The 24,425-nt window shown below is 73.9% G+C and carries 23 protein-coding genes and 1 pseudogene; 9 read left to right on the forward strand and 15 right to left on the reverse strand.

Annotated features, from left to right (window positions below; translation table 11 throughout):
• Nucleotides 1–145: 145 nt before the first annotated feature.
• Nucleotides 146–898, reverse strand: a pseudogene (locus ACQEVB_RS35645) (MFS transporter); the annotation flags it as partial.
• Nucleotides 847–3,144: a glycosyl hydrolase family 95 catalytic domain-containing protein gene (locus tag ACQEVB_RS35650; RefSeq protein ID WP_432982426.1), complete on the reverse strand. Its 2,298-nt coding sequence runs from the start codon at nt 3,142–3,144 to the stop codon at nt 847–849. The gene ACQEVB_RS35650 and the pseudogene ACQEVB_RS35645, both read right to left, overlap by 52 nt.
• A gap of 129 nt (nt 3,145–3,273) precedes the next feature.
• Between ACQEVB_RS35650 and ACQEVB_RS35655 the strand changes: the two genes are divergently transcribed.
• Nucleotides 3,274–5,172 carry an ABC transporter ATP-binding protein gene (locus ACQEVB_RS35655; protein ID WP_432982429.1) on the forward strand — a complete coding sequence of 633 codons (1,899 nt, stop codon included), beginning with the start codon at nt 3,274–3,276 and terminating at the stop codon, nt 5,170–5,172.
• An 18-nt stretch (nt 5,173–5,190) separates the two neighbouring features.
• On the forward strand, nt 5,191–5,394 hold the full coding sequence (locus ACQEVB_RS35660; protein ID WP_432982432.1) for a hypothetical protein: 204 nt from the start codon (nt 5,191–5,193) through the stop codon (nt 5,392–5,394).
• A gap of 40 nt (nt 5,395–5,434) precedes the next feature.
• Here ACQEVB_RS35660 and ACQEVB_RS35665 read toward each other — a convergent pair whose 3' ends face one another.
• The gene (locus ACQEVB_RS35665; protein WP_432982435.1) at nt 5,435–5,782 is read right to left on the reverse strand and encodes a GntR family transcriptional regulator; all 348 of its coding nucleotides are present in this window, start codon (nt 5,780–5,782) and stop codon (nt 5,435–5,437) included.
• Between the two features lie 79 nt (nt 5,783–5,861).
• Between ACQEVB_RS35665 and ACQEVB_RS35670 the strand changes: the two genes are divergently transcribed.
• The gene (locus tag ACQEVB_RS35670; RefSeq protein ID WP_432982438.1) at nt 5,862–6,623 is read left to right on the forward strand and encodes an IclR family transcriptional regulator; all 762 of its coding nucleotides are present in this window, start codon (nt 5,862–5,864) and stop codon (nt 6,621–6,623) included.
• A gap of 5 nt (nt 6,624–6,628) precedes the next feature.
• On the opposite strand, the gene ACQEVB_RS35675 is transcribed toward ACQEVB_RS35670, so the two are convergent.
• The gene (locus tag ACQEVB_RS35675; RefSeq protein WP_432982441.1) at nt 6,629–7,549 is read right to left on the reverse strand and encodes a U32 family peptidase; all 921 of its coding nucleotides are present in this window, start codon (nt 7,547–7,549) and stop codon (nt 6,629–6,631) included.
• Between the two features lie 112 nt (nt 7,550–7,661).
• On the opposite strand from ACQEVB_RS35675, the gene ACQEVB_RS35680 reads away from it, so the two are divergent.
• The 6 genes from ACQEVB_RS35680 to ACQEVB_RS35705 all read left to right on the forward strand — a co-directional run bounded on the left by ACQEVB_RS35680 (nt 7,662) and on the right by ACQEVB_RS35705 (nt 12,940).
• On the forward strand, nt 7,662–8,942 hold the full coding sequence (locus ACQEVB_RS35680) for an MFS transporter (protein ID WP_432982444.1): 1,281 nt from the start codon (nt 7,662–7,664) through the stop codon (nt 8,940–8,942).
• Entirely contained in the window at nt 8,939–9,844 is a 906-nt protein-coding gene (locus tag ACQEVB_RS35685) for an SMP-30/gluconolactonase/LRE family protein (protein ID WP_432982447.1), read from the forward strand. The genes ACQEVB_RS35680 and ACQEVB_RS35685 overlap by 4 nt, the downstream gene beginning before the upstream one ends.
• Before the next feature lie 99 nt (nt 9,845–9,943).
• Nucleotides 9,944–10,552, forward strand: coding sequence for a hypothetical protein (locus tag ACQEVB_RS35690; protein WP_432982450.1), 609 nt, complete (start codon nt 9,944–9,946; stop codon nt 10,550–10,552).
• 11 nt (nt 10,553–10,563) lie between these two features.
• Nucleotides 10,564–11,724, forward strand: a complete 1,161-nt coding sequence (locus tag ACQEVB_RS35695) for a sensor histidine kinase (RefSeq protein ID WP_432982453.1) — start codon at nt 10,564–10,566, stop codon at nt 11,722–11,724.
• Nucleotides 11,721–12,383: a response regulator gene (locus tag ACQEVB_RS35700; protein ID WP_432982456.1), complete on the forward strand. Its 663-nt coding sequence runs from the start codon at nt 11,721–11,723 to the stop codon at nt 12,381–12,383. Before ACQEVB_RS35695 ends, ACQEVB_RS35700 begins: the two co-directional genes overlap by 4 nt.
• Nucleotides 12,384–12,385: 2 nt before the next feature.
• Nucleotides 12,386–12,940, forward strand: coding sequence for a YdcF family protein (locus tag ACQEVB_RS35705; protein ID WP_432982459.1), 555 nt, complete (start codon nt 12,386–12,388; stop codon nt 12,938–12,940).
• A 5-nt stretch (nt 12,941–12,945) separates the two neighbouring features.
• Here the strand turns inward: ACQEVB_RS35705 and ACQEVB_RS35710 are convergent, their stop codons facing one another.
• From ACQEVB_RS35710 to ACQEVB_RS35760, 11 genes are read right to left on the reverse strand one after another with little or no spacing between them, the layout of a single operon-like run.
• Complete coding sequence (locus ACQEVB_RS35710) at nt 12,946–13,152, reverse strand: hypothetical protein (RefSeq protein WP_432982462.1); 207 nt, start codon at nt 13,150–13,152, stop codon at nt 12,946–12,948.
• 8 nt (nt 13,153–13,160) lie between these two features.
• Nucleotides 13,161–15,623: a tail fiber domain-containing protein gene (locus ACQEVB_RS35715; RefSeq protein WP_432982465.1), complete on the reverse strand. Its 2,463-nt coding sequence runs from the start codon at nt 15,621–15,623 to the stop codon at nt 13,161–13,163.
• Complete coding sequence (locus tag ACQEVB_RS35720) at nt 15,623–16,258, reverse strand: phage tail protein (protein ID WP_432982468.1); 636 nt, start codon at nt 16,256–16,258, stop codon at nt 15,623–15,625. The genes ACQEVB_RS35715 and ACQEVB_RS35720 overlap by 1 nt, the downstream gene beginning before the upstream one ends.
• Complete coding sequence (locus tag ACQEVB_RS35725; protein ID WP_432982471.1) at nt 16,255–17,124, reverse strand: hypothetical protein; 870 nt, start codon at nt 17,122–17,124, stop codon at nt 16,255–16,257. Before ACQEVB_RS35725 ends, ACQEVB_RS35720 begins: the two co-directional genes overlap by 4 nt.
• Nucleotides 17,125–17,137: 13 nt before the next feature.
• On the reverse strand, nt 17,138–20,497 hold the full coding sequence (locus ACQEVB_RS35730) for a putative baseplate assembly protein (protein ID WP_432982474.1): 3,360 nt from the start codon (nt 20,495–20,497) through the stop codon (nt 17,138–17,140).
• On the reverse strand, nt 20,494–20,877 hold the full coding sequence (locus ACQEVB_RS35735; RefSeq protein WP_432982477.1) for a GPW/gp25 family protein: 384 nt from the start codon (nt 20,875–20,877) through the stop codon (nt 20,494–20,496). The genes ACQEVB_RS35730 and ACQEVB_RS35735 overlap by 4 nt, the downstream gene beginning before the upstream one ends.
• On the reverse strand, nt 20,874–21,275 hold the full coding sequence (locus tag ACQEVB_RS35740) for a PAAR domain-containing protein (protein ID WP_432982480.1): 402 nt from the start codon (nt 21,273–21,275) through the stop codon (nt 20,874–20,876). The genes ACQEVB_RS35735 and ACQEVB_RS35740 overlap by 4 nt, the downstream gene beginning before the upstream one ends.
• 12 nt (nt 21,276–21,287) lie before the next feature.
• Nucleotides 21,288–21,884, reverse strand: coding sequence for a phage baseplate assembly protein V (locus ACQEVB_RS35745; protein ID WP_432982483.1), 597 nt, complete (start codon nt 21,882–21,884; stop codon nt 21,288–21,290).
• Nucleotides 21,881–22,939: a phage late control D family protein gene (locus tag ACQEVB_RS35750; protein ID WP_432982486.1), complete on the reverse strand. Its 1,059-nt coding sequence runs from the start codon at nt 22,937–22,939 to the stop codon at nt 21,881–21,883. Before ACQEVB_RS35750 ends, ACQEVB_RS35745 begins: the two co-directional genes overlap by 4 nt.
• Before the next feature lie 3 nt (nt 22,940–22,942).
• Nucleotides 22,943–23,704, reverse strand: coding sequence for a LysM peptidoglycan-binding domain-containing protein (locus tag ACQEVB_RS35755; RefSeq protein ID WP_432982489.1), 762 nt, complete (start codon nt 23,702–23,704; stop codon nt 22,943–22,945).
• Nucleotides 23,701–23,859 carry a hypothetical protein gene (locus tag ACQEVB_RS35760; RefSeq protein WP_432982492.1) on the reverse strand — a complete coding sequence of 53 codons (159 nt, stop codon included), beginning with the start codon at nt 23,857–23,859 and terminating at the stop codon, nt 23,701–23,703. The genes ACQEVB_RS35755 and ACQEVB_RS35760 overlap by 4 nt, the downstream gene beginning before the upstream one ends.
• Nucleotides 23,860–24,425: the final 566 nt, after the last annotated feature.

Raw genomic sequence — 24,425 nt, forward strand, 5'->3', positions numbered from 1 at the left:
GCGCGTGCGTGAACACCATGGTCTGGAGCAGCCCGAACCGCTCGCCCAGCCGGCTCGCCACCACGCTCGACGCGGCCTGCAGCAACCCGGCGGCGAAGAACACGACACCCATGAGCTGCGGGGTGGCCTCGAAGTAGCGGGTGAACCAGAACACCAGGAAGGCCTGGACGACGAAGCCGCCCGCGAACGCGTCCACGGCGAAGAGTGCGGCCAGCCGGCGCACCGTGCTGCGGGAGCGGACCAGGCGCCCGCTGGATCCGTGATCGGGCGGCGGTTCGACGGCCTGGCCGAGTCGGGAGGCGACCAGGGCGGCCAGGATCGCCGCCGCGGACAGCACGAGCAGCCACCGCTGATCGGCGGGAACACCCGGCCACACCGCACGGAGTGCAGCGGGGCCGCCGGCGAGCAACGCGCCGAACGACCCGGCGAGGTAGGCGACGGCGTTGTAGTGGCCGAACACGCGGACGCGGGCCGAAGAGCCGCCGATCATGGCCTGTTCCAGAGTGGTGATCGGCCCGGACTCGTTCGGGTCGGTCGACAACGTGCCCGTCAGCGCGGCGAGCAGCAGCAGCGGCACCCGGTCGGTGAGGGCGAACACTGCCGCCGCGACGGCCATGACCAGCAGCAGCGCGACGTAGCTGCGCCGCCGCCCGAAACGGTCCCCGAACCGGCCCACCAGCAGCGCGGACACCGCCGTCCCGGCGAGCATGGCCGAGAACACCGCCCCCACGACGGCGGTGGAGAGGCCGGCCGTCGCGAGCGCGGTGCCGAGCAGCACGCTGCCGAACCCGTACCCGAACGCGCGCAGGCCCTGCACCGCCAGGATGCGGCGGAGGTCGCGCTCCACTAGGGAGTCGCCGCGCTGAGCCGGTAGGTCGTGCCCGCGGTGGCCGTCCACGTCAGGCGCGGTCGGCCACCGGGCCCGGCGGCCGTCGCGCGTCCGCCCCGCAGCGGCGGGGTGCCGGCGGGGACCTCCACAGTGAGCTCCCCGTCCGCGCCTGCGACCACGGTGGCGTCGACGACGACGCCGTCGCGCCACTCGACGTCGACGCGGTGGCCGCCGCGGCACCGGATCCCGCGGACGCGACCGGCCGGCCAGCTCGGCGGGAGCGCCCGCAGGAGGGCGAGCACCCCGTCGTGGCTCTGCACGAGCAGCTCGGCGATGCCGGCGGTGGCGCCGAAGTTGCCGTCGATCTGGAACAGCGCCTTCTCCGGTCGGTAGTCCGCCGGGTGCAGGTCGAGCAGCGACGCCGACGACAGGTCGTCCAGCAGCACGGCGAGCGACCGCTCGGCCAGCTCCGCGTCACGCAGCCGCGCGGCCAGGCACAGGATCCACGCCTGGCTCCAGCCGGTGTAGCCGCTGCCGTTGTCGAGCCTGATGCGCAGCGCGCGGCGCACCGCCTCGAACTCGTCGGGGGTGCCGGTCTCGGAGATCCGCGTGCCGGGATAGAGGCCGTAGAGGTGGGAGACGTGGCGGTGGCCCGGTTCCAGCGGCGCCCGCTCGTCGGCCCACTCGAGCAGGTCACCGCCGGTGCCGATGGCGACGGGACGCAGCGCGGCGAGCGCGTCCGCGGCCCGCGGCGCGAGCGCGGCGTCCGCCGCGTCGCCGAGCTGGGCGAGCGCGCCGAACCGGCTCAGCACCTCGTGCACGAGCTCCTGGTCCATCGCCGAGCCGGCGGAGACGGCAGCGTTGCCGTCGGTCGTGAGGAACCGGTGCTCCGGTGACGTCGACGGGCTCACGACCAGCCGCCCGTCCGCGTGCGGCACCAGCATGTCGAGGGCGAACGCGGTGGCGGCGCGCAGGACGGGCAGCGCGGTCGTCGTGGCGAAGTCAGGCGGGGCCCCGTGGTCGAGGTGATCCCACACGTGCGCCGCGAGCCACAGCAGTCCCGACGGCCAGTTGGACCACTGCGGGTCGCCGTCGACCGGGGCGCTGAACCGCCAGAGATCGGTGTTGTGGTGCACGGCCGAGCCACCGGCGCCGTAGAACTGCTGCGCGGTGCGCGCGCCGGTGACGACCAGCTCCCGGAGCATCGCGAAGAGCGGTTCGTGCAGCTCGGGCAGGCCGGTGGGCTCGGCCGGCCAGTAGTTCATCTCGACGTTGATGTTGGTCGTGTAGTTGCAGCTCCAGCCCGGCCGCAGGTCCGCGTTCCAGATCCCCTGCAGGGTGGCCGGCTGGCTGCCCGGCCGGGACGACGCGATGAGCAGGTAGCGGCCGTGGTGGAACAGCAGCTCGGCCCGAGCGGGGTCGGCCGACCCCACCGGGTACGAGGGCGAGAGGTCGAGGTCCACCCGGTCGAACAGGGCGCGGTGGTCCCGCACGTGGGCGTCCCGCAGCTCCCCCGTGCCGATCGCGAGGGCGGCGGCGACGCGTTCGCGCGCCACCGCGGCGAGGGCGTCGACGTCCGCGCTCGGCCGCTGGTCGAACCCGCGGTGCCCGCACTCGGCGCTCACGATCATCCGCACCTCGCCGGGCCCGACGCGCTGCACCGCCACAACGACGGCGAAGCCCATCCCGGCCGGCACCGTGCCGTCGGGACCGGGTTCGTCGTCGGCGTAGACGACCGCCGGCTCGCGGTCGACGTAGTCCGGCAGCGCGACGGCGGGCGCCCGACCGGTGGCGACCAGCCAGCCCGGCTCGGTCGTCACCGCGGTCGGGTGGACGTGCAGGAACCGCGGCAGGGCGAGCGGCAGCTCCGCGTCGGCGGTGGCCGTGCAGACGAGCACGCCGGCCGGCGCTGAGACGAACGCGGCCAGCTCGACCGGTCCGTAGGAGGTGGTCGCGACGGCGTCGGCGAGGTGCAGTTCGCGTTGGTAGGAGCCGTCCGCGGCAGGCCCGTAGTGCCACAGCAGCGAGCCGAGCGGCTGGTAGGCCTGCGTCCAGCCGGGGCTCTGCAGCTGCCGGGCGAGCGCGTCGGCAGTCGTGAACGCGCCGTCGTGCACGGCGGCCCGCAGGGCGGGCAGCTCGGGCGGCGGCGCGTCCGTGGCCTGGTCGGGGCCGCCGGACCAGAACGCGTCGAGGTTGAGGTCGATCATCTCGGTGGCCGGGCGGCCGCGCATCATGGCGCCCAGCCGGCCGTTCCCGAGGGGAAAGCCGTCGTGGAAGACATCGGCGGGTTCGGACAGGACGATGCGGTGGCGCACGGGACTCCCGGATCTCGACGTGACGCTATTTATCTTAGCTCCATCGACAATTCCTCGTTGACGCCAGTCCGGTGGGCCTGGATATCGTCGTTGCTCCGGTCTTTCCGCATTCCGGGGGGAATCCACCAGATGTCGCACGCCTTCGCCGCCGGGCGGATCGCCTGGCAGGCGGCGCCGGTCCACGTCGCCGCGCAGGTGGTGCTGGCCGCAGTGGCCGCCGGGCTGCCCGTGCTGTCGGCGTGGCTGACCAAGTCGATCGTCGACGGTCTGACGGCCGGTTCGCCCGCGGTCTCCGCGATGCTGGGCCTCGCCGCAGGCCTGATGGCGGCGGGACTCGCGCTCGCGCTGCTGCCGCGGGTGGTGCACCACCTCGAGCAGGAGGCCGGCCGGGCCATCACGGTGCTGACGCGGGACCGGCTCTACGCCGCGGTCGGGCGGTTGCAGGGGATGGCCCGGTTCGAGGACCCGGCGTTCCTCGACCGGCTGCGGATGGCGCAGCAGGGCGGAGGCCAGTCGCCCGGTGACGTCGTCGGCTCGGCGCTGGCGATCGGCAGCGGTGCGCTGACGTCCGTCGGGTTCGTCGGGGCGTTGCTGCTGATCAGCCCGGTGATGGCGATGGTGGTCGTGGCGGCGGCCGTGCCGGTGCTGGTGGCGCAGCTGCGGCTGTCGCGACGGCGCGCCGCGATGATGTGGAGCATCGGGTCCGTCGAGCGCCGCGAGCTGTTCTTCGAGTCGCTGCTGCTGGACGTCCAGGCGGCCAAGGAGATCCGGCTGTTCGGCGCCGCCGCGTTCCTGCGCGGGCGGATGCAGGCCGAACGGCGGGCGGCCGACGTCGCCCGCCGGCGCATGGACCTGCGTGACCTGCGCACCCAGGGCGGGCTGAGCACGCTCTCGGCCGGGGTCGCGGGCGGCGGACTGGTGTGGGCGGTGGTCACCGCGGCCGGCGGCGCCATCACGCCCGGCGACGTCATGCTGCTCGCCGCGGGGGTGGCAGGCGTGCAGGGAGCGCTGACGTCGGTGGCGACGTCGATCGCGAGGCTGCACCAGCAGCTGCTGATGTTCGGGCACTACGTCGACGTCGTGTCGGCAGAGCCGGACCTGGAGGAGGTCGCGGACCCGCGGCCCGCGCCGGAGCTGCGGAACGGGATCGAGCTGCGGGACGTGTGGTTCCGCTACGCCGACGACCTCCCGTGGGTGCTGTCCGGGGTCACCGTGCTGATCCCGGCAGGGCAGGCCGTCGCGCTCGTCGGGCGCAACGGCGCCGGCAAGAGCACGCTGGTCAAGCTGCTGTGCCGGTTCTACGACCCCACGAAGGGCGCGATCCTCTGGGACGGGATCGACATCCGCGAGCTGGACGTCGCGTCCCTGCGCAGGCGGATCGGCGCGGTGTTCCAGGACTTCATGGACTACGACCTGACCGCGGCCGAGAACATCGCGATCGGTGACGTCGACGCCCTCGACGACCGCCCGCGCCTCGCCGAGGCCGCCCGGCGGAGCGGTATCCACGCGACGATCGACGCACTGCCCCGCGGCTACGACACGATGCTCTCCCGGATCTTCACCACGGAGGACGGCGCGGACGACCCCGCCACGGGCGTCGCCTTCTCGGGCGGGCAGTGGCAACGGCTGGCCCTGGCCAGGGCGTTCGTGCGGGAGGGCCAGGACCTGCTCATCCTCGACGAGCCCAGCTCCGGCCTCGACGCGGTGGCCGAGCACGAGGTGCACACGAGCCTGCGCGAGCACCGGCGGGGACGCACCAGCGTGCTGATCTCGCACCGGCTCTCCGCGGTGCGGGCCGCTGACCGGCTCGTCGTGCTCTCCGGCGGTGCGATCGTGGAGGAGGGCACGCACGACGAGCTGCTGCGCACCGGCGGGGTGTACGCCGAGCTGTTCCGCCTGCAGGCCGCCGGCTACGCCGAGGACGATGCGAACGCAAGCATTTCGCAGGGGCCGGACAATCGGTCCGACAATGGTGGAAACGACGATTCTTCTGGCGCTTCCCGCGATATGCTGGAGTCCCCTCGGTGATCACCTGATGGAGGTTCCATGAAACTGCTGAGAACGGTGGGCGATCGATTGCTGGAGGTGCTCGCCCCTCGGGCGACTGCCGCCGCCGGAGTGAAGTGCACCGAGCGGCGCTGTGCCTGCGTCTCGAACGGGATCGGCACGCGCGTCATGATGTACGAGCTGTGGGACGAGCTCCACGGCACCCGCTGCGGGCCGTGCAACATCCCGCACGAGATCTGCTGATCGCATGAGCAGGCAGCGCGAGGGCACCTCGCGCTGCCTGTCACACGGGCGGGCGATCCGGGGCGCGCGCGACCTCGTCCAGCACCGCGAGGATGTGCTGCCGGGACGAGCCGGCGCGCAGCGCGTTCGTCAGCACCGCCCGCACCTCCTCGAGAGCCGCGAGCTGCTGCTCCGGTAGCGGGTGACGGACCGTCACCGCGCGGCCGCGCCCGAAGTCGAGCACCCCCTCGCTGCGCAGCAGCCGGAGTGCGCGGAGGACGGTGTTCTCGTTCGCGCCGAACTGGGCGGCCAGCTGTCGGGCGACCGGCAGCCGGGTGCCCGGAGCCAGGTGCCGGCGATGGATCTCCCGGCGGATCCTGTTCGCGATCTCCAGGTAGCGGACCTGCACCCGGTCACCGTAAGGACCGGGATCGGGGATGTGACCCTTCCTCCCACGATCTTCCAACTGTTCGTGGCAGGCTGCGCGCATGCCGAGGCTGGTGCCCGCTGTGGTGCGGGCCTTCGACGTGCTGGAGCTGTTCCTCGGCGACCAGGTGGAGCTGACGGCCCAGGAGATCGCCGAGCGCTCGGGCATCCCGCGATCGTCGCTGCACGAGCTGCTGACCACGCTGGTGGCGCGGGGCTACCTGGACCGCTCGACGGGCGCCGGCGGCGGGTTCCGGCTCGGCCCGCGGCTGCTGGAGCTGGGGTCGCGCTACAAGGATCGGCTCGACCTCGGATCGGCGGCCGAGGCCGTCGCCCGCGTCGTGGCCGCGGAGTGCGACGAGACCGTGCAGGTCGGCGTCCTCGACGGGCCCGACGTCGTCTACATCGCGAAGATCGACTCGACGCACGGCGTGCGGCTGATCTCGGCCGTCGGCAGGCGGCTGCCGGCGCACTGCACGGCCATCGGGAAGGTGCTGCTGGCGCAGCTGTCCGACGCCGCCTTCGACGAGCTGCTGCCGCCGGAGCTGCCGGCGTTGACCCGCAACAGCATCACGTCGCGCGAGGTCCTGCGCGAGCAGCTGCGCGAGGTGCGTCGCGACGGGGTCGCCCATGAGCGCTCGGAGTCCAACCTCGACGCCGGCTGCGTCGCCGCCCCCGTGGTGGACGAGGCGGGCCGGTGGATCGCGGCCATGAGCATCACGGTGCCCACGTCCCGGCAGACCCCGGAGGGCTGGACGGGCTGGACGGCGCTGGTGCGGCGCGGCGCGGCGGAGCTGTCGCGCCGGCTCGGTGCGACGGGCTGAGGACGTTACGCCGGCGCCGGCACCGCGAGGTCCGGCGCGGGCGCCGTGGACGGTCGCGCGTCGGGCAGCTCCCGCCGCAGGTGGGCCAGGCCGATCTCGGCGCGGCGGACCCGTTCGCGGGCGAGCTGGCAGCTGAGCGCCTCCAGGTGGGTGCCGCTCGGGTAGAGCGCCGGCGCGTTGCGCAGCCCGAACTTGAGGTACACGGGCGCGCAGACCCGCACGATCTCGGCGATCTCGTGGTAGCGCAGGTAGCCGCCGAGGTCGTCCGGGGACTCGATGTAGATGTCGAGGGGGATGTCGACGGCGGCGCGGATGTCGGCGAGCTGGGGGAGCGTGAGGTCGGTCGGCACGTTGTAGGTGTCCGCGCCCAGCGACGCCGCGACGCGGATCGACGCGGGGTTGGCGAGCCCCATCTGCACGCTCGCCTTGAACACCATCCCCGCCGGCAGGTCGCCGTCGCGGCGCATCCGGTTCGCGATGTCCAGCACGCCGACGTCGGTGAGCAGGACGCTGCGGATGCCGTGGTCGGCGGCGCGCTGCACGTCGGCGAGGACGGCGGCGAGCTGCTCGGACCCGCGGGCCTGCGCACCGACCGGTGCGCCGCTGGGGGTGAGGTGCGTCGAGCCGGTGCCCCAGCCGGCGAGCGGCCGCGCGAACAGGCTGACCTCCATGCCGTGCTCAGCGCCCAGCTCGGCGGTGCGGTCCAGCTCGTCGTCGGTCAGGAGCAGCACGCCGCTGCCCTGGGAGATGCGGTCGACGTGCACGCCGCGGCGGGCGGCCTCGTCCAGCACGGCCGCCATCGTCGCGGGACCCTCGACGCTCGGGATCTCGACGCGGTACTGCGCACCGTCGGCGAACCGGAGCGGGCTCTCGGGCAGCCCGGTGCCGGTGCGGGGGAGTCCGTGCTTGGCGAGGAGCTCGCTCACATCGATCCGATCCGATATGTCGGAGTACATCCGGTATTTCGACGGTAGGGTGGCGTCCGATGCCTGGTCAAGGGCTTCCCCCACGCGCTCGACGATGTCGCGAGGAGATGTGATGACCGAACCCGCAGCGCTCCGCAGGGTGTCCTGGGTTCCGCGGGCGCATCCGCTGTCGTGGGCGACGCTCGCCGTCACGACCGGCGCGATCCTCATGACCGCGGTCGACGGCGGGATCCTGCCCGCGGTGCTGCCGGCGATCCAGGCGGAGTTCGGCCTGACCACGGGCCAGGCCGGGCTCACCAACTCGGTGTTCTTCGCCGGGTTGATCGTCGGGGCGCTGCTGTTCGGCTGGGCGTCGGACCGGATCGGGACCGGCTACCGCCGCACGTGGACGTGGAACGTCGCCATGGCGATCGGCATCCTCGGCGGCGCGGCGACGTTCGGGTTCGCCGGCAGCTTCGCCGCGTTCCTGCTGCTGCGCATCCCGATGGGCATCAGTCGCGGTGGCTCCGAGCCGGTCAACGTCGCGCTCGTCGGCGAGTGGTGGCCGAAGGAGCACCGCGGGTTCGCGATCGGCGTGCACCACACCGGGTTTCCGCTCGGCCAGTTCGTCACCGGCGCGCTGATCGCGGCCGTACTGGGCGTGGCGGGCTGGCGGGAGGCGTTCCTGCTGATCCCGCTGCTCGGTATCCCGGTGATACTCGCGCAGGCGTTCATCGGCACCCGGCGCAACCAGGAGCGCGTCTACGACTGGATCGACGGCCGCGGGCTGACCCGGCCGCAGCCGGAGCTGTCGAGCCGGCTCAGCGGCGGCGCGCTCGCGCCGGTGCGGGAGGCGCTGCGGCACGCCAACGTCCGCTGGTCGGTGGTGCTGATCTTCCTGTTTCTGTGGGCGGAGGCCGGCGCGGTGACGTTCCTGACCACGCAGCTCGTCGGCACCGGGATGGGCCTCGGCGAGGCCGCGTTCCTCTCCGGGGTTTCGGGGCTCACCGGCTGGATCGGGCAGATCGTGTGGGGCACGTGGTCCGACCACGCCGGCCGCAAGTTCGCCATCCGGTTCCTCGTGATCGGGTGGGCCGTGACGCTGCTGGCCATGATCGGCATCGCCGGCGCGGTGAGCGCGTGGATCGTGCTGCTCGCGTGGGGCCTGTTCCGCAACGCGCCCTTCCCCGTCGTGTACGCGCTGCTCATCGACTCGGTGCCGCGCTCGGCCGGCACCGCGATGGGGATCATGATCGGGCTCGCGCTGGGGGTGTCGGGCGTGCTCGCCGCGGCTGTGTCCGGCCTCGTCATCGACGCCTTCGGATTCGGCGTGCACTACGTTCTGCTGGCGGTGATCTGCCTGCTCGGGCTGATCCCGCTCGCCCGCATGACCGAGACCGTGGAGCCTCGTTGAGTGAACTTCTCCCCGCCGGCGCGACCCTGGAACGGGTCTGGACCGGAGCCGTGTGGACGGAGGGGCCGGCGTGGATCGCGGCCACCGGCACGCTGCGCTTCAGCGACATCCCGAACAACCGCATCCTGCAGTTCGAGCACGCCACCGGTGAGCTGAGCGTCTACCGCTCCGACGTCGGCTTCACCAACGGCCGCACCCTCGACCTCGACGGCTCGGTGATCCAGTGCTCGCACGGCGGGCGCTCGGTCGAGCGCGACCGCGACGGCGTCGTCGAAACGCTCGTCGACGGCTGGGCCGGGCACCGCTTCAACTCGCCGAACGACGTCGTCGTCAAGAGCGACGGCACGATCTGGTTCACCGACCCCGCCTACGGGATCAAGAAGCCCGAGGAGGGCTACCCGGGCGAGGTCGAGTACGGCGACTACTACGTCTTCCGCTTCGATCCGGCCGACGGCTCGATCACCCCGGTCGTGATGGACGTCGAGATGCCGAACGGGCTCGCGTTCTCCCCGGACGAGTCGCTGCTCTACGTCGCCGACTCCGGCATCGCCCCACCCGACGGCGTGCGCCCCGCGGACCGTCCGGGCGGGCACTCCATCCACGTCTACGACGTCTTCGACGGGCGCTACTGCAAGAACGGCCGCGAGTTCGTCGAGATCAACCCGGGGCTGCCGGACGGCTTCCGCGTGGACGAGTCCGGCAACGTGTGGACGTCCAGTGCGGACTCCGTGCAGGTCTTCGACCCGGCCGGGACCCGCATCGAGCGCATCCCGGTGCCGGAGACGATCGCCAACCTCACCTTCGGCGGCCCCGACGGCACCACCCTGTACATCACGGCCACGACCAGCCTCTACCGCATCGAGACGCACGCACGGGACGCGGCGGCCCCGTACCGCCGCTGAGGCTCATCGCCTCAGCGGCGAGGTCGTGCACCTTTGTCGTACGCGAAGAGCGTTCTGCGGCTGACGATCCGGGGGCCGGGGCGGCGCAGGCTTCCAGCCATGACGACTTCCCTCCCTGACCCGAACCGGTTCCTCCGCCCGATGCAGGGCGCCGCCCTGATCCTCGGGGCGGCGCTGTTCGCCGCGTCGACGTTCTTCTGGCTGCCGACCGGGACGTACGGTGCGGCGTCGGGCACGGTGATCGTGCTGGCGCTCGTGTTCATGACCTACGGCCTGCTCGGCCTGCTGGAGGACATGCGGGAGCGCCTGCCGCTCTACTCGAGCATCGTCGGGCTCGTGCTGGTCTACGGCGCGTTCGGCGGTGCCGCGTTCGGCGTCCGCGGCCTGTACGACGAGCTGTTCCACTTCTCCCGGCAGGCCTCGACCGCGGCGGTCGAGACCTTCCCGTTGGCCGCGGACCTCTTGTTCTACTGGCCGGGGCCGCTGTTCCCGCTCTCGCTCCTCGCGATCGGCATCGGGCTGGCCCGCAGCCGCACCAGCCCGCTCTGGGCGGCGCTGCTGCTGTGCGCGGCCGGGGTGGCCTTCCCGTTCTCGCGCGTGCCGCGGGTCGGCTGGGTCGCGCACGTGGTCGACGCGGCGATCCTGCTGGCCTTCGCCTACCTGGGCTACCGGCGTTTGCAGCCGCAGCGCCGGCTCGTCGCGGCGTAGCGTCCGTCCCCGTGAGTCGGAGCTACCGGGACCTGCTCGTCTTCGTGCGGAGCCCGGCAGGGGACGCGGCCGTGCTCGGCGCCGTGGCGGTGGCGGTGTTCGCCGGGACGCCTCTGCTCGCGGCGCACGATCCCGCCGCCCGGCCGCTGTGGCCGGGAGGCGCCGGGCTGCTCGCCGTGGCCGTCGGCGTGCTGATGTGGCGTCGGCAGCGGCCAGTCGTCGCGTTGACGATCACGGCGGCCGCCGCCGTCGCCTACTACCTGCTCGGGTACCCCGCCGGCTTCGAACCGCTCCCGTTCGTCGTCGCCCTCTACGGGGCGAGCCGGCACGGCCACCGGATCGTCGCGCTGGCTGCCGCGGTGCTGGCGGCGGTGCTGATCGGGGCTGTGCAGCTGGCCGCCGAGCCGCGCGTCGACCCCGGCGAGGTCATGGTGGTGCTCGGGTGGCTGCTGGTGGTGATCGTGCTCGGCGAGGTGGTCCGCAGCCGCCAGCTGTACGTCGAGCAGGTCGAGGCCCGGGCCGCGGACGCCGAACGCAGCCGCGAGTCGGAGGCCGTCCGCCGGGTCGTCGAGGAGCGGCTGCGCATCGCGCGCGAGCTGCACGACGCGCTCGCCCACCACATCGCGGTGATCAGCGTGCAGGCCGGGGCGGCGATCCTGCACAGGGACGACCGGCCCGCCATGGCGCACGAGATGATGCCGACGATCAAGGAGGCGGCGGCAGCGGCTATGCGTGAGCTGCGCGCCACCGTCGGTGTGCTGCGCCACCCCACCGACGACCCGGCGCTGCTCGCTCCGCCGCCGGGACTCGACCGGCTCGCCGAGCTCCTCACCGCGGGCGGCCCTGCCGTCTCGATCGACGTCGTCGGGGCGCGGCGCCCGCTGCCGGCCGACGTGGACGTCGCGGCGTACCGGATCGTCCAGGAGGCGCTCACCAACGCCGGCCGGCACGGGCAGCCGTCGGCCGTCTCGGTGCGACTCCGCTATCTGCCCGACGAGCTGGAGATCGTCGTGGACAACGACGGACCCGTCGTCGCCGAACCCGTGGCCGGCAACGGGCTCGTCGGGATGCGGGAACGGGCGGCAGCGGTCGGCGGCACGGTCGTCGCCGGCCCCCGGACCGGGGGCGGTTTCACCGTGCGCGCCACCCTCCCGGCAGGCTCTGCGGGATGATCCGCATCCTGCTCGTCGACGACCAGCCGCTCGTCCGGGCCGGCCTGCGCGCGATGCTCGACGGGCGCGAGATCAGCGTCGTCGCCGAGGTCGGCAACGGTCTCGACGCGGTGCGGGAGGCGCTCCGGCTGTGCCCCGACGTGGTTCTGATGGACATCCGCATGCCCGAGCTCGACGGACTCGAAGCGACCCGGCGGATCCTCGTCGACGACGAGACCGGCACGATCCGCGTGATCGTCCTGACCACCTTCGACCTCGACGAGCACGTCTACCGCGCGCTGCGCGTCGGGGCCAGTGGCTTCCTGCTGAAGGACGCAGAGCCCACCGACCTGATCCGCGCGATCCGCGCCGTCGCGAACGGCGACGCGATGCTGTCGCCGTCGGTCACCCGGCGGCTGCTCGCGGAGTTCGCCACCCGCGCCGCCCCGACCGGCCCGCCGCTCGCCGTCGACCAGCTCACCAGCCGTGAACGCGAGGTCCTGCGGCTCGTCGTCGCCGGCTTGACCAACGAGGAGATCGCCGGACGGCTGGTCATCAGCCTGGCCACCGCCAAGACGCACACGAGCCGGATCCTCGCGAAGCTCGGGGTGCGCGACCGCGCGCAGCTGATCGTCATGGCGTACGAGTCGGGGTTGGTCCGGCCGGGCGCGAGGGACTAGCCGTGGCGGCGGTGGTGCTGGGCGTCGTGGCGTTGCTGGTCTGGGGCGAGGTGGAGCACTGGCGGGCGTCCCGGCGCCGGCTGGGGGAGCCTGGGCACGCCGTGACCGAGGTCGTCGTCGTGCTCGGGTACCGCAACCGGGGCCGCCGCATCAACGCGATCAACCGGTGGCGCGTCCGGGCCGGGCTGCGGTCGATCGAGAGCCCCGAGTCCCGGCTCGTGCTGAGCGGCGGGCCGGTCGGCGGCGGGCGACCGGAGGCCGAGCTGATGGCGGAGTACGCCCGCACGACGCGCGGCTACACCGGCCCGCTCGTCGTCGAGAACGCGAGCCGCTCGACGTGGGAGAACGTGCGGAACTCCGTCCCGTTGATCGAGGACGCCGACCGCATCAAGATCGTCTCGAACTCGCTGCACGCCGAGAAGGCACGCGCCTACCTCTGGCGGCAGCGCCCCGACCTGGCAGCCCGCCTGGCCCGCGGGCGGGACTACCGCCCCGGCGAGCTGCTCCTGCTCAAGCCGGTGCTCGCGCTCATCGGCCTGCGCGGCCTGCGCCGGTGACCGGCTCAGCGCACCGGCTGCTCCGGCACCGACACCGGCCGGTTCTCGGCGTCGTCGGCCAGCAGCTCGGTCAGCACCTGCACGGCACCGTCGATGCGCAGGAGCGTCTGCTGCAGGTCGGCCCGTTTCGCGTCGAGCTCGGCCAGCATCTGCCGGCCGCTCTCGAGCTCGGTGGTCAGCTCCTTGAGCCGCAGTTCCAGCTGGTCACGCATGGTTTCTCCTAGCGGGCGTCGAGGCGGGCGGTGAGGTGGTCGATGGCGCGCTGCTGCTCCTTGATCGCCTCCACCAGCACCGCGGTCAGGTGGCTGTAGCGGATCCGCTTGTAGCCGTCGGCGTCGGTGACGACGAGCTCGGGCACGACGCGCTCGACGTCCTGGGCGACGAAGCCGAGGTAGTCCCCGTCCAGCTCGTCGACGATGCGGCGGCGCTCCTCCGCCTGGACGCGTTCGTCGTCGACCGCGGAGGCGCCGGGGCCCGCGCACAGGCCTGCGACGGCATCCCGGGTGAGGTGGTCGAGCCCGTCGGCGGCCCACCGGTACCGCACCCCCGCCAGCCGGGCCACCATGTCGCCCGCGCCGCGGATCGGCGCCACCGCGGTCTTCAGCCGCCCGTCGGAGACCTGGCCGACGTCCATCGCGCCGCAGACGTTGAGCGGCATGGTGCTCGACGGGATGTTCTCGATCTGGCGCCAGCCGTTCATCCAGGCGAAGCGGATCCTGCCGTTGACCCACAGGTTCTGCTGGACGAACGCGTCGCCCTGCACGGACAGCTTGTACTTGCCCGGGTCCTCACCGCCGATCACGACGCTGCCGTTGGACGTGACGGCGAGTCCCACGCCCCCGTTGAGGAGCCCGATGCTGTCCTTCGTCGCGCCGACGAAGCGGTTGGTGCCCAACCACATACCGCCGTCCGGGCTGTCCGTGCGGAGGGTCCCACTGATCAGCAGGTCGACGTTCTTGCCGCCGAGGCCGGCGATGTGCACCGGGGCGATCGGCTCCTCGGTGCCGATCCCGACGCGGCCCTTGCCGTCCACGACGAGCCGCCACCCGCCGGCGGTGCCGCCGGTGAACAGGCCGAGCTTGCCGCGTGTCAGGCCGACGAGGTTGTCCGAGTCGAGCCAGACCCCGGCGGCGGGTCCGCTGGCGCGGATGCGCCCGCTGACCAGCAGGTCGACGTTCTCGCCGCCCAGCCCGACGACTTCCAGGCGCGCGGTCGCCGGGCGCTTGCCGGTGCCCATGCCGACGTTGCCGTTGGGGGCCACGGTGAGGTGGGTCGTGCGCGCGGTGGCCACGCTCACCGTGTACGCACCGTCCGTGCCGACGACCATCCCCGGCGGGGCGTCCCATGCCCCGCTCTCGTGCACGAGGATCCGCCCGTCCATCTTCGGTGTGCGGAGCGACAGCTTGGCGCTCGTCCCGTAGACGTCGACGTTGCCGCCCCAGTTGCCGTTGTTCTCCGGTTCGGTCGTGCCGATGCCGACGTGCCCGTTGGGCAACACGGACAGCCGGAACACACCGCCGGTGTAGAACCCGACCCGGTCGCGGTAGCCGCCGACGAACCGGTCGGGGCCGATCCAAAGGCCGCCGTCGTTGCTGTTGGACCGGATGCGGCCCTCCACCAGCAGGTCGACGCTGGTCGCGCTCGCTCCGGCCACGTGCAGCCGCGCCGTCGGCGTTCCGGTGCCGACGCCGACGTTGCCGCTCGCATCGACGGTCAGCCGGGACGCGCCGGCCGTGCCGAGGCTGACCGGATGTGCGCTGTGGGTGCCGACGACGAGCCCGGCGGGCGCGTTCCAGGTGCCGGAGTCGTGGGCCGCGATCCGGCCGTTCACGGACGCGGTGCGCACCGACAGCTTGGCGGTCGTGCCGTAGACGTCGACGTTCGTGGCCCAGCTCCCCGCGTTCTCCGGGCTGGTGGTGCCGATGCCGACGTGGCCGTCCTGGCCGACGGACAGGCGCCACGCGCCGCCGGTCTGGATGCCGACCCGGTTGCCGGAGTGCCCGCCGACGACCCGGTCGGTGCCGACGGCGAGGCCGCCGTCGTTCGACAGCGTCTGGAACCGGCCGCTGACGCGGACGTCGCCGACGACGTCCAGCGGGGCCTCAGGGGTCGACGTGCCGATCCCGATCCGGCCGGGGACGCGCAGGCCGGCGCGCAGGGTGGCCGGCGCGTCCACGGTGATCGCCCCGGAGTCCGAGACGACCAGCGTCGCGAGCGGCACCGACGGCCCGTCCCAGGTGGGCGTCGCGCCGAGCGGGGCGACGGCGACCGCGCCGTCGGGGCTGGTCGCAGCCAGCTTCGGGGACTCGTCGAAGCGCCGGTGGCTCTCGCTGCCGGTCTGCGCGAGGTCGGTCGGCAGCTCCTGGTGGACGAGCACGAGGTCGACGTCGCGGGTGCCGGCGAACTGCGCGGACGGCAGCGTCAGCGCGAGCTCGGCGGCGAGCACGAGCTGGCGGCCGCGCTCGTCGACGGCCACGCCCGGCGTGACCCGCACCTGGTAGGGGCCGGGCGAGGTGACGGCGAGCCCCGTCACGACCCCGCGGAGGCCGACGAGCGCGGGTAGGCGCCGGCCGCGGTCGAGGTGGTAGCGCTGCTCGTCGATGAGGTCCTGCTCCTGCAGGAACTGCCCGTCGAAGAAGCGGACCCGCTTGTTGACGACGTCGGGTTGGGTGTAGTCCGCCATCACGTGCCCTTCCGGTTGCCGTCCTGGGAGCCGAGCCAGGTGTTGCGGCCCAGCAGCAGCAGCTCCCCGCCCTCGGCCTGCTGCTTCGCGACCGAGAGCAGCCGCATGGTCGGGATGACGATCTTGAGCGCGTAGAACGTGTGCGCGGGCTTCTCGCGGTCGATGATCGCCCGTGCGATCTCCTGCGTGGCCCGCAGCCGCGTGGCGTCCGCGTCGGCGAGGGTCAGCCGGACCTGGAAGAAGTGCGCAGGCCATGCCGGGTCGTCGAGGATCACGACGTCGTCGCGGGCGGAGCTGCCGTCGAGCGGGCGCAGGTAGATCTCCAGCATCCGCTGCAGGCCGGCCGCGGTGCCGCGCAGCCGGTACAGCGGCACGACCTCGGCGAGGAACCCGCGCTGCGTGTCGACGTCCCAATCGGCGCGCAGGCTGAACGCGACCCAGCCGGCGAGCCACGGCAGGAAGTCCGCGGGCGCGGTGCGCGGATCGAGGTGCTCGGCGATCCGGCCGACCAGCTGGGCGAGCCCCTCGACGCCGTCGCGGCCGTGCAGGACGGCCTCGAACGCGAGCAGGAACCGCCCGACGAACTCGTCCTCGGCGTAGGTCGCGGGCAGGTGGTCGAGGTAGCTGCTGGTCACGCCGGCCACCAGTGGAACGGGTGGGTGCGGCCGACCGCGTCGTAGCCGACGAGGTCGACGCTCGTCAGGCGGATCAGCTCGTGGGCAGCCGGATCGGCGCCGGTCAGCACGACGTCTTCCACGTGGTCGACCAGCGGCGTGCCGGCCAGCACCGCGCAGGCCTCCGACGGGTGCACGGGCCGGCCGAACGGCCACCCGGCGGTCGGGTCGAGGTGGGCCGCCAGGCGTGCGCAGGCGGCGTCGAGGGTGGCGACGGGCGGCGCCCCGTCGGCGAGGGCGACGTTCGCGGTGACGGCGACGTCGACCCAGCCGGGGCCGACGACGTGGTGGTGCGTGGTCAGCAGCCGGCGCGGGCGCAGGAACTCCTCGATCGCGGCGACGAGGGCGGCGTCGGGTTCCGGGTACCGGTCGTCGGGGCCGGTGGGCCGCGGCACCACGACGACGCTGACGTGCCCCGGCTCGCCGGGCAGGCAGCGCACGCGGGCCGGCACGCCCCACGGCGCGGCCTCCGGCGTGGTCGGCCAGACCTCGGCCACCAGGTGCTCGTAGTCGTCGGCAGTGACGGCGCGGTAGCGGGCCCGCAGGCCGCGCACGGTCGTGCGCACGGCGGCGTCGAGATCGGCCGGTGGCGTCCAGCCGGGCCCGTTGAGCAGCCGCAGGAACGCGACCGTGTGCGCGTCGGGGATCTGCTCGACGCCGTACACGAGCATCTCGGTGAGCCAGGCCAGCAGCTCGACGAGGGTGATGCCGGGGTCGCCCGGATTGTGGTCGGTCCATCCCGGCGCCAGCGCCGGGATGCGCGCGCGGGCCTGCGCGACGAGGTCATCGAACGTGAGGTCGTCGAGGACCGGCAGCGGGATGGGCACAGGTGTCGACTCCTCAGCGCAGCGTGACGGTGATGTCGTGGCCGCCGGCGTAGACCAGCGCCCGCTCCAGCCACCTGGTCAGGTCGGGTGCGGGCGGCTGCGCGGCCGTGTCGGCCATCGTCCTGGCGAGGACGGCCTCCAGCCGCGCGCCGATCTCGGCGGACTCGGGGGTCAGCGCGACGTCCAGCGCGCGGACGTGGTCGACCCCCGCGAGGCCCTCGACGACGGCGAGCAGCTCGGACCGGTGCGGCTTGCGGCCGAACGCCCAGCCGGTGCCGTCCCGGCCGCCGGTCAGCGGGTGCAGGTGCCGGTCCAGGGCGGCGCGGACCTGCGCGGCCAGCTCGTCGGCGGTGTCGGCGCCGGTCGCCACGACGGTCGCCGTGACCTGCACCCGGATCCACTCCGGCCCGGCCACCCACACGTCCGTCGTCGCCGCGCAGCGGGCCCGCAGGTGCTCCTCGACCAGGCGCAGCAGCGCGAGACCGGGTGCCGGCCGGGCGGCGGTCTCGTCGGGCACGACGACCACCCCGAAGCGGCCGGCGTCGGCGGCGGTGTGCTCGGCGGTCGGTGCGGCGCCCGGGTCGAGCCACAGGTTGAGCGGGTCGAACTCCGCCGGCAGCACGGCCCGCACACGCGCCACCTCCGGCGCGGCGCCGAACGCGAGGTCCTCGACGTCCTGCGCGGTGACGGCACGGCCGCCGTGCCGCAGCGCCTGCGGGCCGCGGGCGCGCAGCCGGTCCAGCGGCTCGGTCCCGTACCCGCCCTGCGCGGGCACGTGGTTGGTCACCGCGTCGATGTACGGGACGGCCGAGCCGAGCGTCGTGACGGTGCCGGCGGCGCGGTTGCCGGCCGGGCCGCCGCCGGTGCGGTAGGTGATCCGCACGTTGCCGGCACCGGGCGGGAGCACCCGGCCGAACCGGCCGTCGCCGACGCGGACCTCGCCGCTGACCGGGTCGAGCGCGTAGTGGGCGTCGTCGGGGCCGGAGCCGTGGAAGTCGCCGACCGCCGTCCACGCCGTCCACTGCTCGCCGTCGCGCACCTCCAGCCGGTGCCCGTCCAGCACGGGCACCTGGGCGGTGGCCAGCACCTGGCCCGGATCGCCCGTGCCCGAGCCCAGCACCTCGTCCGTGACCGTGACCGCCTGCACCGCGACGACCGTGTTGGGCAGCACCCGGCGCAGCACCGGCTGCAGCGGGAACTGCCCGCGCCGCCAGCGCAGCCGCAGCCAGTGGCAGTGGTGGTCGTAGCGGTCGGCGGGGACGAGATCGGCGGGCCCGACGAACTCGACGGTGCCGCTCGCGGCGAGCCCCTCGGTGCGGTCGACGGCGGCCAGCGGGCTCCAGCCGTCCGGCGACGAGTACTCCCACACCAGTTCGGGTCGGGTGCTGCGGTCGACGTCGGCGAACCGATCGGCGGCGACGTCCTCCGGGGCCGGTTGCTCGACCTGCAGGTACAGCGTCACCGGCAGCGGGTCGAAGGGGCGGTCGAAGCCGAGGTACAGCGCCGGGTCGGCGTCCGGGCCCGGGGTGAACGGGGTGAACACGGAACCGGCCGGGTGTTCCTGGACGACGACGTCGTTGCGGCTGACGACCGCCGTGGCCGGCACGTCGGAGCGTTGGAAGGAACCGAACGTCAGCGTGCGCACCAGCGGCGCCGAGAACGTCGCGGGGCGCACCGTCCAGCCGCCGCTGGACTGGACGTACTCGGCGGGCTTGCCGTAGTTGCCGCGCACCAGCCGGACGCGCAGCCACCAGCCCGGCTGTCCGGCCACCTCGGTCTGCCCCCACGCGGCCGGTGGCGTGAGCGCGAGGGTCGCGTCGGCGGTGAACGCGAACGCCGGCCGGTCGAGCGTGACGGCTCGCCACCCGTCCGCCGTCCACGCCTCCCAGGCCAGCACGGGGGAGCCGTCGGTGGTGACGGCCGGGACCGGCCCGCCCGCGGTCGCGTTCGTCATCGCGACGGTGACGGTGACCGGCGCGCCGCCGAGGTCGTCGGGGCAGGCCAGGTAGAGGGTGTCGTTGAACGCGGGCTCGGTGCCGAAGGGCCGGAAGTCCATGGTCAGGTCGACCGGCGTCGGCCCGGCGAACGCTGCGGCGGGTGGGCGCGGGGGGACGGGCGTGGCCGGGGCGACGGTGACCGCGCCGAGGGTCGGCAGCTCGAAGCGGTAGCCGGCGACGATCCCGGCCAGGCGCGGCGGCGTCGCGTAGCCGCCCGCGACCAGCTCGGCGCGCAGCCAGCGGCCCATCCGGCCGCGGTGGGGTGCGCGCGGCCACTGCGCCGGCACCGTGAAGCTCACGGTGCCGGGGCGGGTGAGCGCCCGCGACGTGTCGCGCAGCGCCTGCCCCGCGACCTGGTCCGTCTCCGGGCCGGCCGCGCCGAGCGGGCGCCACTCGCTGCCCACCTTGTACGTCCACGCCAGCCGCACGGCCGTGCCGGGCGCGGCGACGCCGGCGCGGTCGAGCGCCAGGTCGAGCCGGGCGGTCGCGCCGCCGGCGGCTATGGCCTCGTCGACGGACAGGTAGAGGTAGCGCCCGCTCGCGCCGAACGGTTCGAGCCCGGCGACGTCGTCCTGCGGGGCCCGGCTGCCCACCGCGACCGCCTCGGGCGGCAACCCGGACCGGCCGCGCGGCAGCGCCATGTCCAGCGACGCCCGCACCCAGCTCGCCGTGGTGCCGCGGATCGTGCGCGGGGGCAGCTCCGGCAGCCCGGTCAGCGTCACCCGCCAGACCCCGCCGGCGACGGTCGCCGTCGCGTCGACGGGTCGCCATCCGGCTCCGTCCCAGCAGGACCAGTCGACGTGCCAGTCGGCCAGCGGGCCGGGGGACGGCGCGGCGAGCACGAGCGTGATGTCCGGCGCGCCGGCCACGGCCACGTACAGCTCGTGCGGCACGGGCCGGTCGCCGACCAGCGCCGGCCACGCGGCGTCGGTCGTGGTGCGGTCGCTCCACATGTCGTTCTCGGCGTCGCCGACGAGCACCGCCTGCAGCGCAGCGCCCGTCACGACCAGGTCGGTCTCGGTGCTGAACGCGACCTCGTCGGTCTCGCCGGGCAGCTGCTGCGCGGCCACGCGGGTGCCAGCCGGGACGAGCGCGCTGGCCGGCCCGCCCTCGGCGAGGGTGAACGTCAGCGGCACCCGCGCCGGCAGCGGCGGCGCCGGCTCGGTGCCGATGAGGTTGAGGAACGCCAGGTAGTTGCGGTCGGGGGCGCGGTTGATCCGGTCGACGAGCTGCTCGGCGAACCCGGCGAACACCTCGACCAGCGCGCCACCCACGTCGCCGGGCGCGGGCTGCCAGCCGCTGTACGCGGTGGCGAGCGCGGCCGTCTGCGCGGCCAGCGCGGCGCGGTCGCGGCGGTCGACGGGCGGGTGCGTCACGACAGGTAGAAGGGGTAGACGAGGTTGGCCCGGCTGTTGCTGGACCGCAGCTCGTAGTTGACCTCGATCAGCAGCAGTCCCGGCTCGCTCGGGTCCGGTGCCACGTACACGTCCAGCACGGCAATGCGCGGCTCGTGCGCGGCCAGCGCCTCGCGCACGACGCGCGTGACGGTGCCCGCCGTCGCCGCGTCCAGCACGTCGAAGACGAGGTCGTGGATGCCGCAGCCGTAGTCGGAGCGCATCACGCGCTCGCCCGGGGCCGTCGACAGGATGGCCCAGATCGACTGCCGCACCGCGTCCTCGCCGTGCGCGGTGCGCAGCCCACCGGCCGTGTCCGCGGTGACGGGGAAGGCCCAGCCACTGCCCAGGAACGAGGTCACCCGATCATCACCGTCCCCGCCGCCACGACCGTGCCCGACGGGAGGTCGGACGGGTCGTTGCAGGTCGTTGCGGGATCACCGGCACGGGCGGCGGGCTTGCCGTTGATCAGCACGGTCGTGCTGCCGCGCAGCACGGTGGCCTTGTTGGTGGGCGGGCGCTGGAACGAGTTGCCCGGCGCGGCCGGCACGTGGGCGGGGGTGTTGTCGGCGGTGCTGCCGACGGTGGCGGCCGGTTTCCCGCCGATCAGCACGTTGCTGGAGAGGCCACCCGTGAGCATGCCGGCGAACGGGTGCGGCAGCGGTGTCGGCACCGGGTCCTTCATCGGCACCGGCACCAGCACGATGTGCACGTCCGTGCCGACCACCCGATCGCCCTGCTTCGCCGCGGGCTGCCCCACTGCACCCACCTCCTAGTTGATCTCGACGATCTGGCCCTTGACGGTCATCCGGGCCTGCGCCTTCGCCGCGACCGTCGCCCCCTCGACCGTCACGCTCTGCTGCGCCTTGATCGCGACGTCCTTGCCGCGCAGCGTCAACGTGCCCTTCGCCGCCTCGACGACGACGTCGGTGTCGCCGGAGACCGTCACCGTCCCCTTCGCGGTGTCCACCACGATCCTGTTGCGGCCGGACTTGTCGGCGATCTCGATCTGCTCCTTGCCCGACGCGTCGACCAGCCGGATCACGTGCCCGCTGCGCGAGCGGATCACCCGCACGTCGTTGTGGCCGTCGGCGTTCTTCTCCGGTGGGGTGTCCTTGCCGTTCCACAGCCCGCCCAGCACGTACGGGGACGCGGGATCGCCGTGCTCGAACGCGACGAGCACCTCGTCGTCGACCTCGGGCAGGAACCAGAACCCGCGGTTCTTCCCGGCAGCCGGCGCGAGCACGCGCGCCCACGCCGTCTCGACGTCGTCGGCGAGCCAGGGCAGCGCGACCTTCACCCGGCCCAGCCCGTCCGGGTCCTTGTTGTTGGTGACGATCCCGACCGTCACGCCGAGGAAAGGGTTCACGTCGCGTTCCGGGCGACGTCGAGGTCGGTGCGCAGGGCCGCGCCGGGGGAGAGCGTGTGGGTCACGGTGCGCACGTAGTAGTCGCCGCTGAACCGGGTGCCGGCGCCCTTGATCTGCACGACCGCGCCGGCCCGCAGCCGCGCGTCGCCGCTGCAGCGCGCCTCGCCCGTGACGAAGTCGAGCATCCGCGTCTCGAACACGGCGCCGGCGACCTGGTCGGCCCGCTCCCGCACCGGCACCGGCGTCCCCACGCCGATGTCCGCCGCGGCGCCGAACGCGCGCTTGGCCTGCGCGCCGCCCCCGGTCCGCCCCATCAGCGTGCCGGGGCGGGCCGCGCCGACCACCGCAGCCTTCTTCTTGACGTCCCAGCCCCGCACGCTGACCTGGTCGACCTGCGAGAGCGTCCGCAGCCGCGGCGTGAACTCGACGATCTCCCGCCCGACCTCCAGCACCGGCGCGCCCGTCGCCCGCAGGGGCGGCGGCGCGAAGTGCAGCACCTTGTCCCGCACGTACACCTCGTAGCCGAGCAGCGCGGCGCGCTCGCGCAGGAACTCCAGGTCGGTCTGGTTGTGCTGCACCACGTACTCGTGGACGACCTTGCTGTCGGCGACCTGGGCGCGCAGCCCGGCCGCCCGCGCCACCTGCGCGGCGATCGCGCTGTCCTTCTGCCGCGCGTACGTGCGGGTGCGCCGGTCGCGGGCCAGCCGGTGCCCCAGGTCGTAGCCGCGCACCGTCAGCATCGGCGGCGCGTCCGCGCCGAACGTCGGCTCCAGCCCGGTGACCTCGCCGGTCAGCACCTTGTGCAGGTCGTCGACCTCGCCCAGCCACACCTCCACGGCGGCGCCGGGCGCGAACAGCGCCGCGTCCGACCAGGTCACCGTCAGCCCGTCGGCGTCCCAGTTGTGCAGCACCAGCTCGACCATCGACAGGCCGCCCACGTCGTCGACGACGGTGACGGACGCGACGTCGGCGCGGGCGGCCAGCGGCAGCTCCTTGCCGTTGACGACGATGCGCAGGTCCGCGACGGGCACGGCAGGCGACGGCTGTATCGACATGGGTCAGCCCACCAGCTTCGGGATCGCGAGGACGGTGCCCGGGACGAGGGCGAGCGGGTCGACGATCCCGTTGGCGCGGGCGATCACCCGCCACTTCGTCGCGTCGCGGTACTCCTGCGCGGCGATCGCCGACAACGTGTCGCCGCGGCGCACCACCCGCGTCTTCGCCACGTCGGCCGACTGGGGCTCACGCACCACGCCGGAGTGCGCCCGCGTGAACAGCTCGACGAACGTGCAGGTCAGCGTCGCGCGCACCGGGGTGCCGTCGGCCAGGAACATCGTCAGGCGCTGGTCGAGCTGGGTCAGCACGCCGCGGAACAGCACGTTGCTGCCCCACGTCAGCCAGCAGACCGGCGGGCGGTGCAGGTCGAAGTCCGGGAGCGCGAGGTCGGCGACACGGCCCGTGTGCACGGTGACGTCGGAGGCGTCGCCCGTGGCGAACGGGTTCGTCGGGGCGATCAGCGCGGTCAGCGACACCCCGTCGCGGGACTCGTAGGTGTCGAAGAACAGCTCCAGCGTCAGCGTCTCGGGGGCGACCGCGACGAACTGCTGCGTCGCGTCCGACCAGGTCGCGCCGTACGCCTGGACGGCGACCTTCTTCTCCTCCCAGCTCACCGAGCGGGAGAAGTTCAGCTCTCCGGGGTTGAACAGGGCGACGATCGGCTTGTCCCCGTCGTGCCCGTCGTGGACGATGCGCAGCTTCTGCAGGCCGCCGCCGACCGACCCCAGGCCGGCCAGCGCGGCCGCCTTGTTCAGGCCCTTCATCGAGCGGCCCGCCGATCCGCCTCGACCGCCAGCCTGCGCACGAGCCGGCGGTGCACGGCGTCGACGATCCGGTCCACGTCGACCGGCGGCGGTTGCGGCGCCCGGCGCACGGGCTCGGGGCGCGGCTCCGCTGCGGGGCGGGTCGCGGCCTGCACGGCCCGGGTCGTCGCCGCGGCGACGTCGACGAGCGGGAGCCCGGTCCGGCGCGGGGCGGAGGGGACCGGGGTCGGCGGCGCGTGCCGGGCCCGGCTCGGAGCGACGACGGGCCGGTCGTTCGGCGCGCCGGGTTGCCTCGGGGCAGGCGCGACGATCGGCAGTGCCGCGACCTCTGGGAGTGCTGCAGCAGCATGGAGCGCTGCGCTCCGCTGGGGGGCTGCTCTCTTGTGGAGGGCTGCGGTGCGGCGGGGTGCTGCGCTCCTTCGGTCTGGCGCACCCGTCGGATCCGCTCCGCGCGCCTGGACCGCATTACTCCCCGGAGGCTCTGGGCTCGGAGGGGGTGCCGCGGTCGGGAGGGCTGTTGCGGTCGGCGGCGGTGTTGCGCTCGCGCGAGGTGTTGTGGTCGGGAGGGACGCCGCATTCGCGAGGGGTGTTGCCCTGGCGAGAGGCGCTGCGCCGACGAGAGGCGCCGCGCTCCCGAGAGGAGCCGTGCTCGGAAGACGCGATGGGCCCGGATGGGGTACCGCGCCCGGGAGTGGTGCGGCGCTGGGAAGGGGAGTGTCGC

Source organism: Pseudonocardia sp. CA-107938 (genome assembly GCF_050936315.1).
GTDB lineage: Bacteria > Actinomycetota > Actinomycetes > Mycobacteriales > Pseudonocardiaceae > Pseudonocardia.

Bases quoted from the DNA above. Each gene is read 5' to 3' on its own strand.
- ACQEVB_RS35655 (WP_432982429.1), top strand. From the start codon at position 3,274: ATGTCGCACGCCTTCGCCGCCGGGCGGATCGCCTGGCAGGCGGCGCCG.
- ACQEVB_RS35660 (WP_432982432.1), top strand. From the start codon at position 5,191: ATGAAACTGCTGAGAACGGTGGGCGATCGATTGCTGGAGGTGCTCGCC.
- ACQEVB_RS35670 (WP_432982438.1), top strand. From the start codon at position 5,862: ATGCCGAGGCTGGTGCCCGCTGTGGTGCGGGCCTTCGACGTGCTGGAG.
- ACQEVB_RS35680 (WP_432982444.1), top strand. From the start codon at position 7,662: ATGACCGAACCCGCAGCGCTCCGCAGGGTGTCCTGGGTTCCGCGGGCG.
- ACQEVB_RS35690 (WP_432982450.1), top strand. From the start codon at position 9,944: ATGACGACTTCCCTCCCTGACCCGAACCGGTTCCTCCGCCCGATGCAG.
- ACQEVB_RS35700 (WP_432982456.1), top strand. From the start codon at position 11,721: ATGATCCGCATCCTGCTCGTCGACGACCAGCCGCTCGTCCGGGCCGGC.
- ACQEVB_RS35710 (WP_432982462.1), bottom strand. From the start codon at position 13,152: ATGCGTGACCAGCTGGAACTGCGGCTCAAGGAGCTGACCACCGAGCTC.
- ACQEVB_RS35715 (WP_432982465.1), bottom strand. From the start codon at position 15,623: ATGGCGGACTACACCCAACCCGACGTCGTCAACAAGCGGGTCCGCTTC.
- ACQEVB_RS35750 (WP_432982486.1), bottom strand. From the start codon at position 22,939: ATGTCGATACAGCCGTCGCCTGCCGTGCCCGTCGCGGACCTGCGCATC.
- ACQEVB_RS35755 (WP_432982489.1), bottom strand. From the start codon at position 23,704: ATGAAGGGCCTGAACAAGGCGGCCGCGCTGGCCGGCCTGGGGTCGGTC.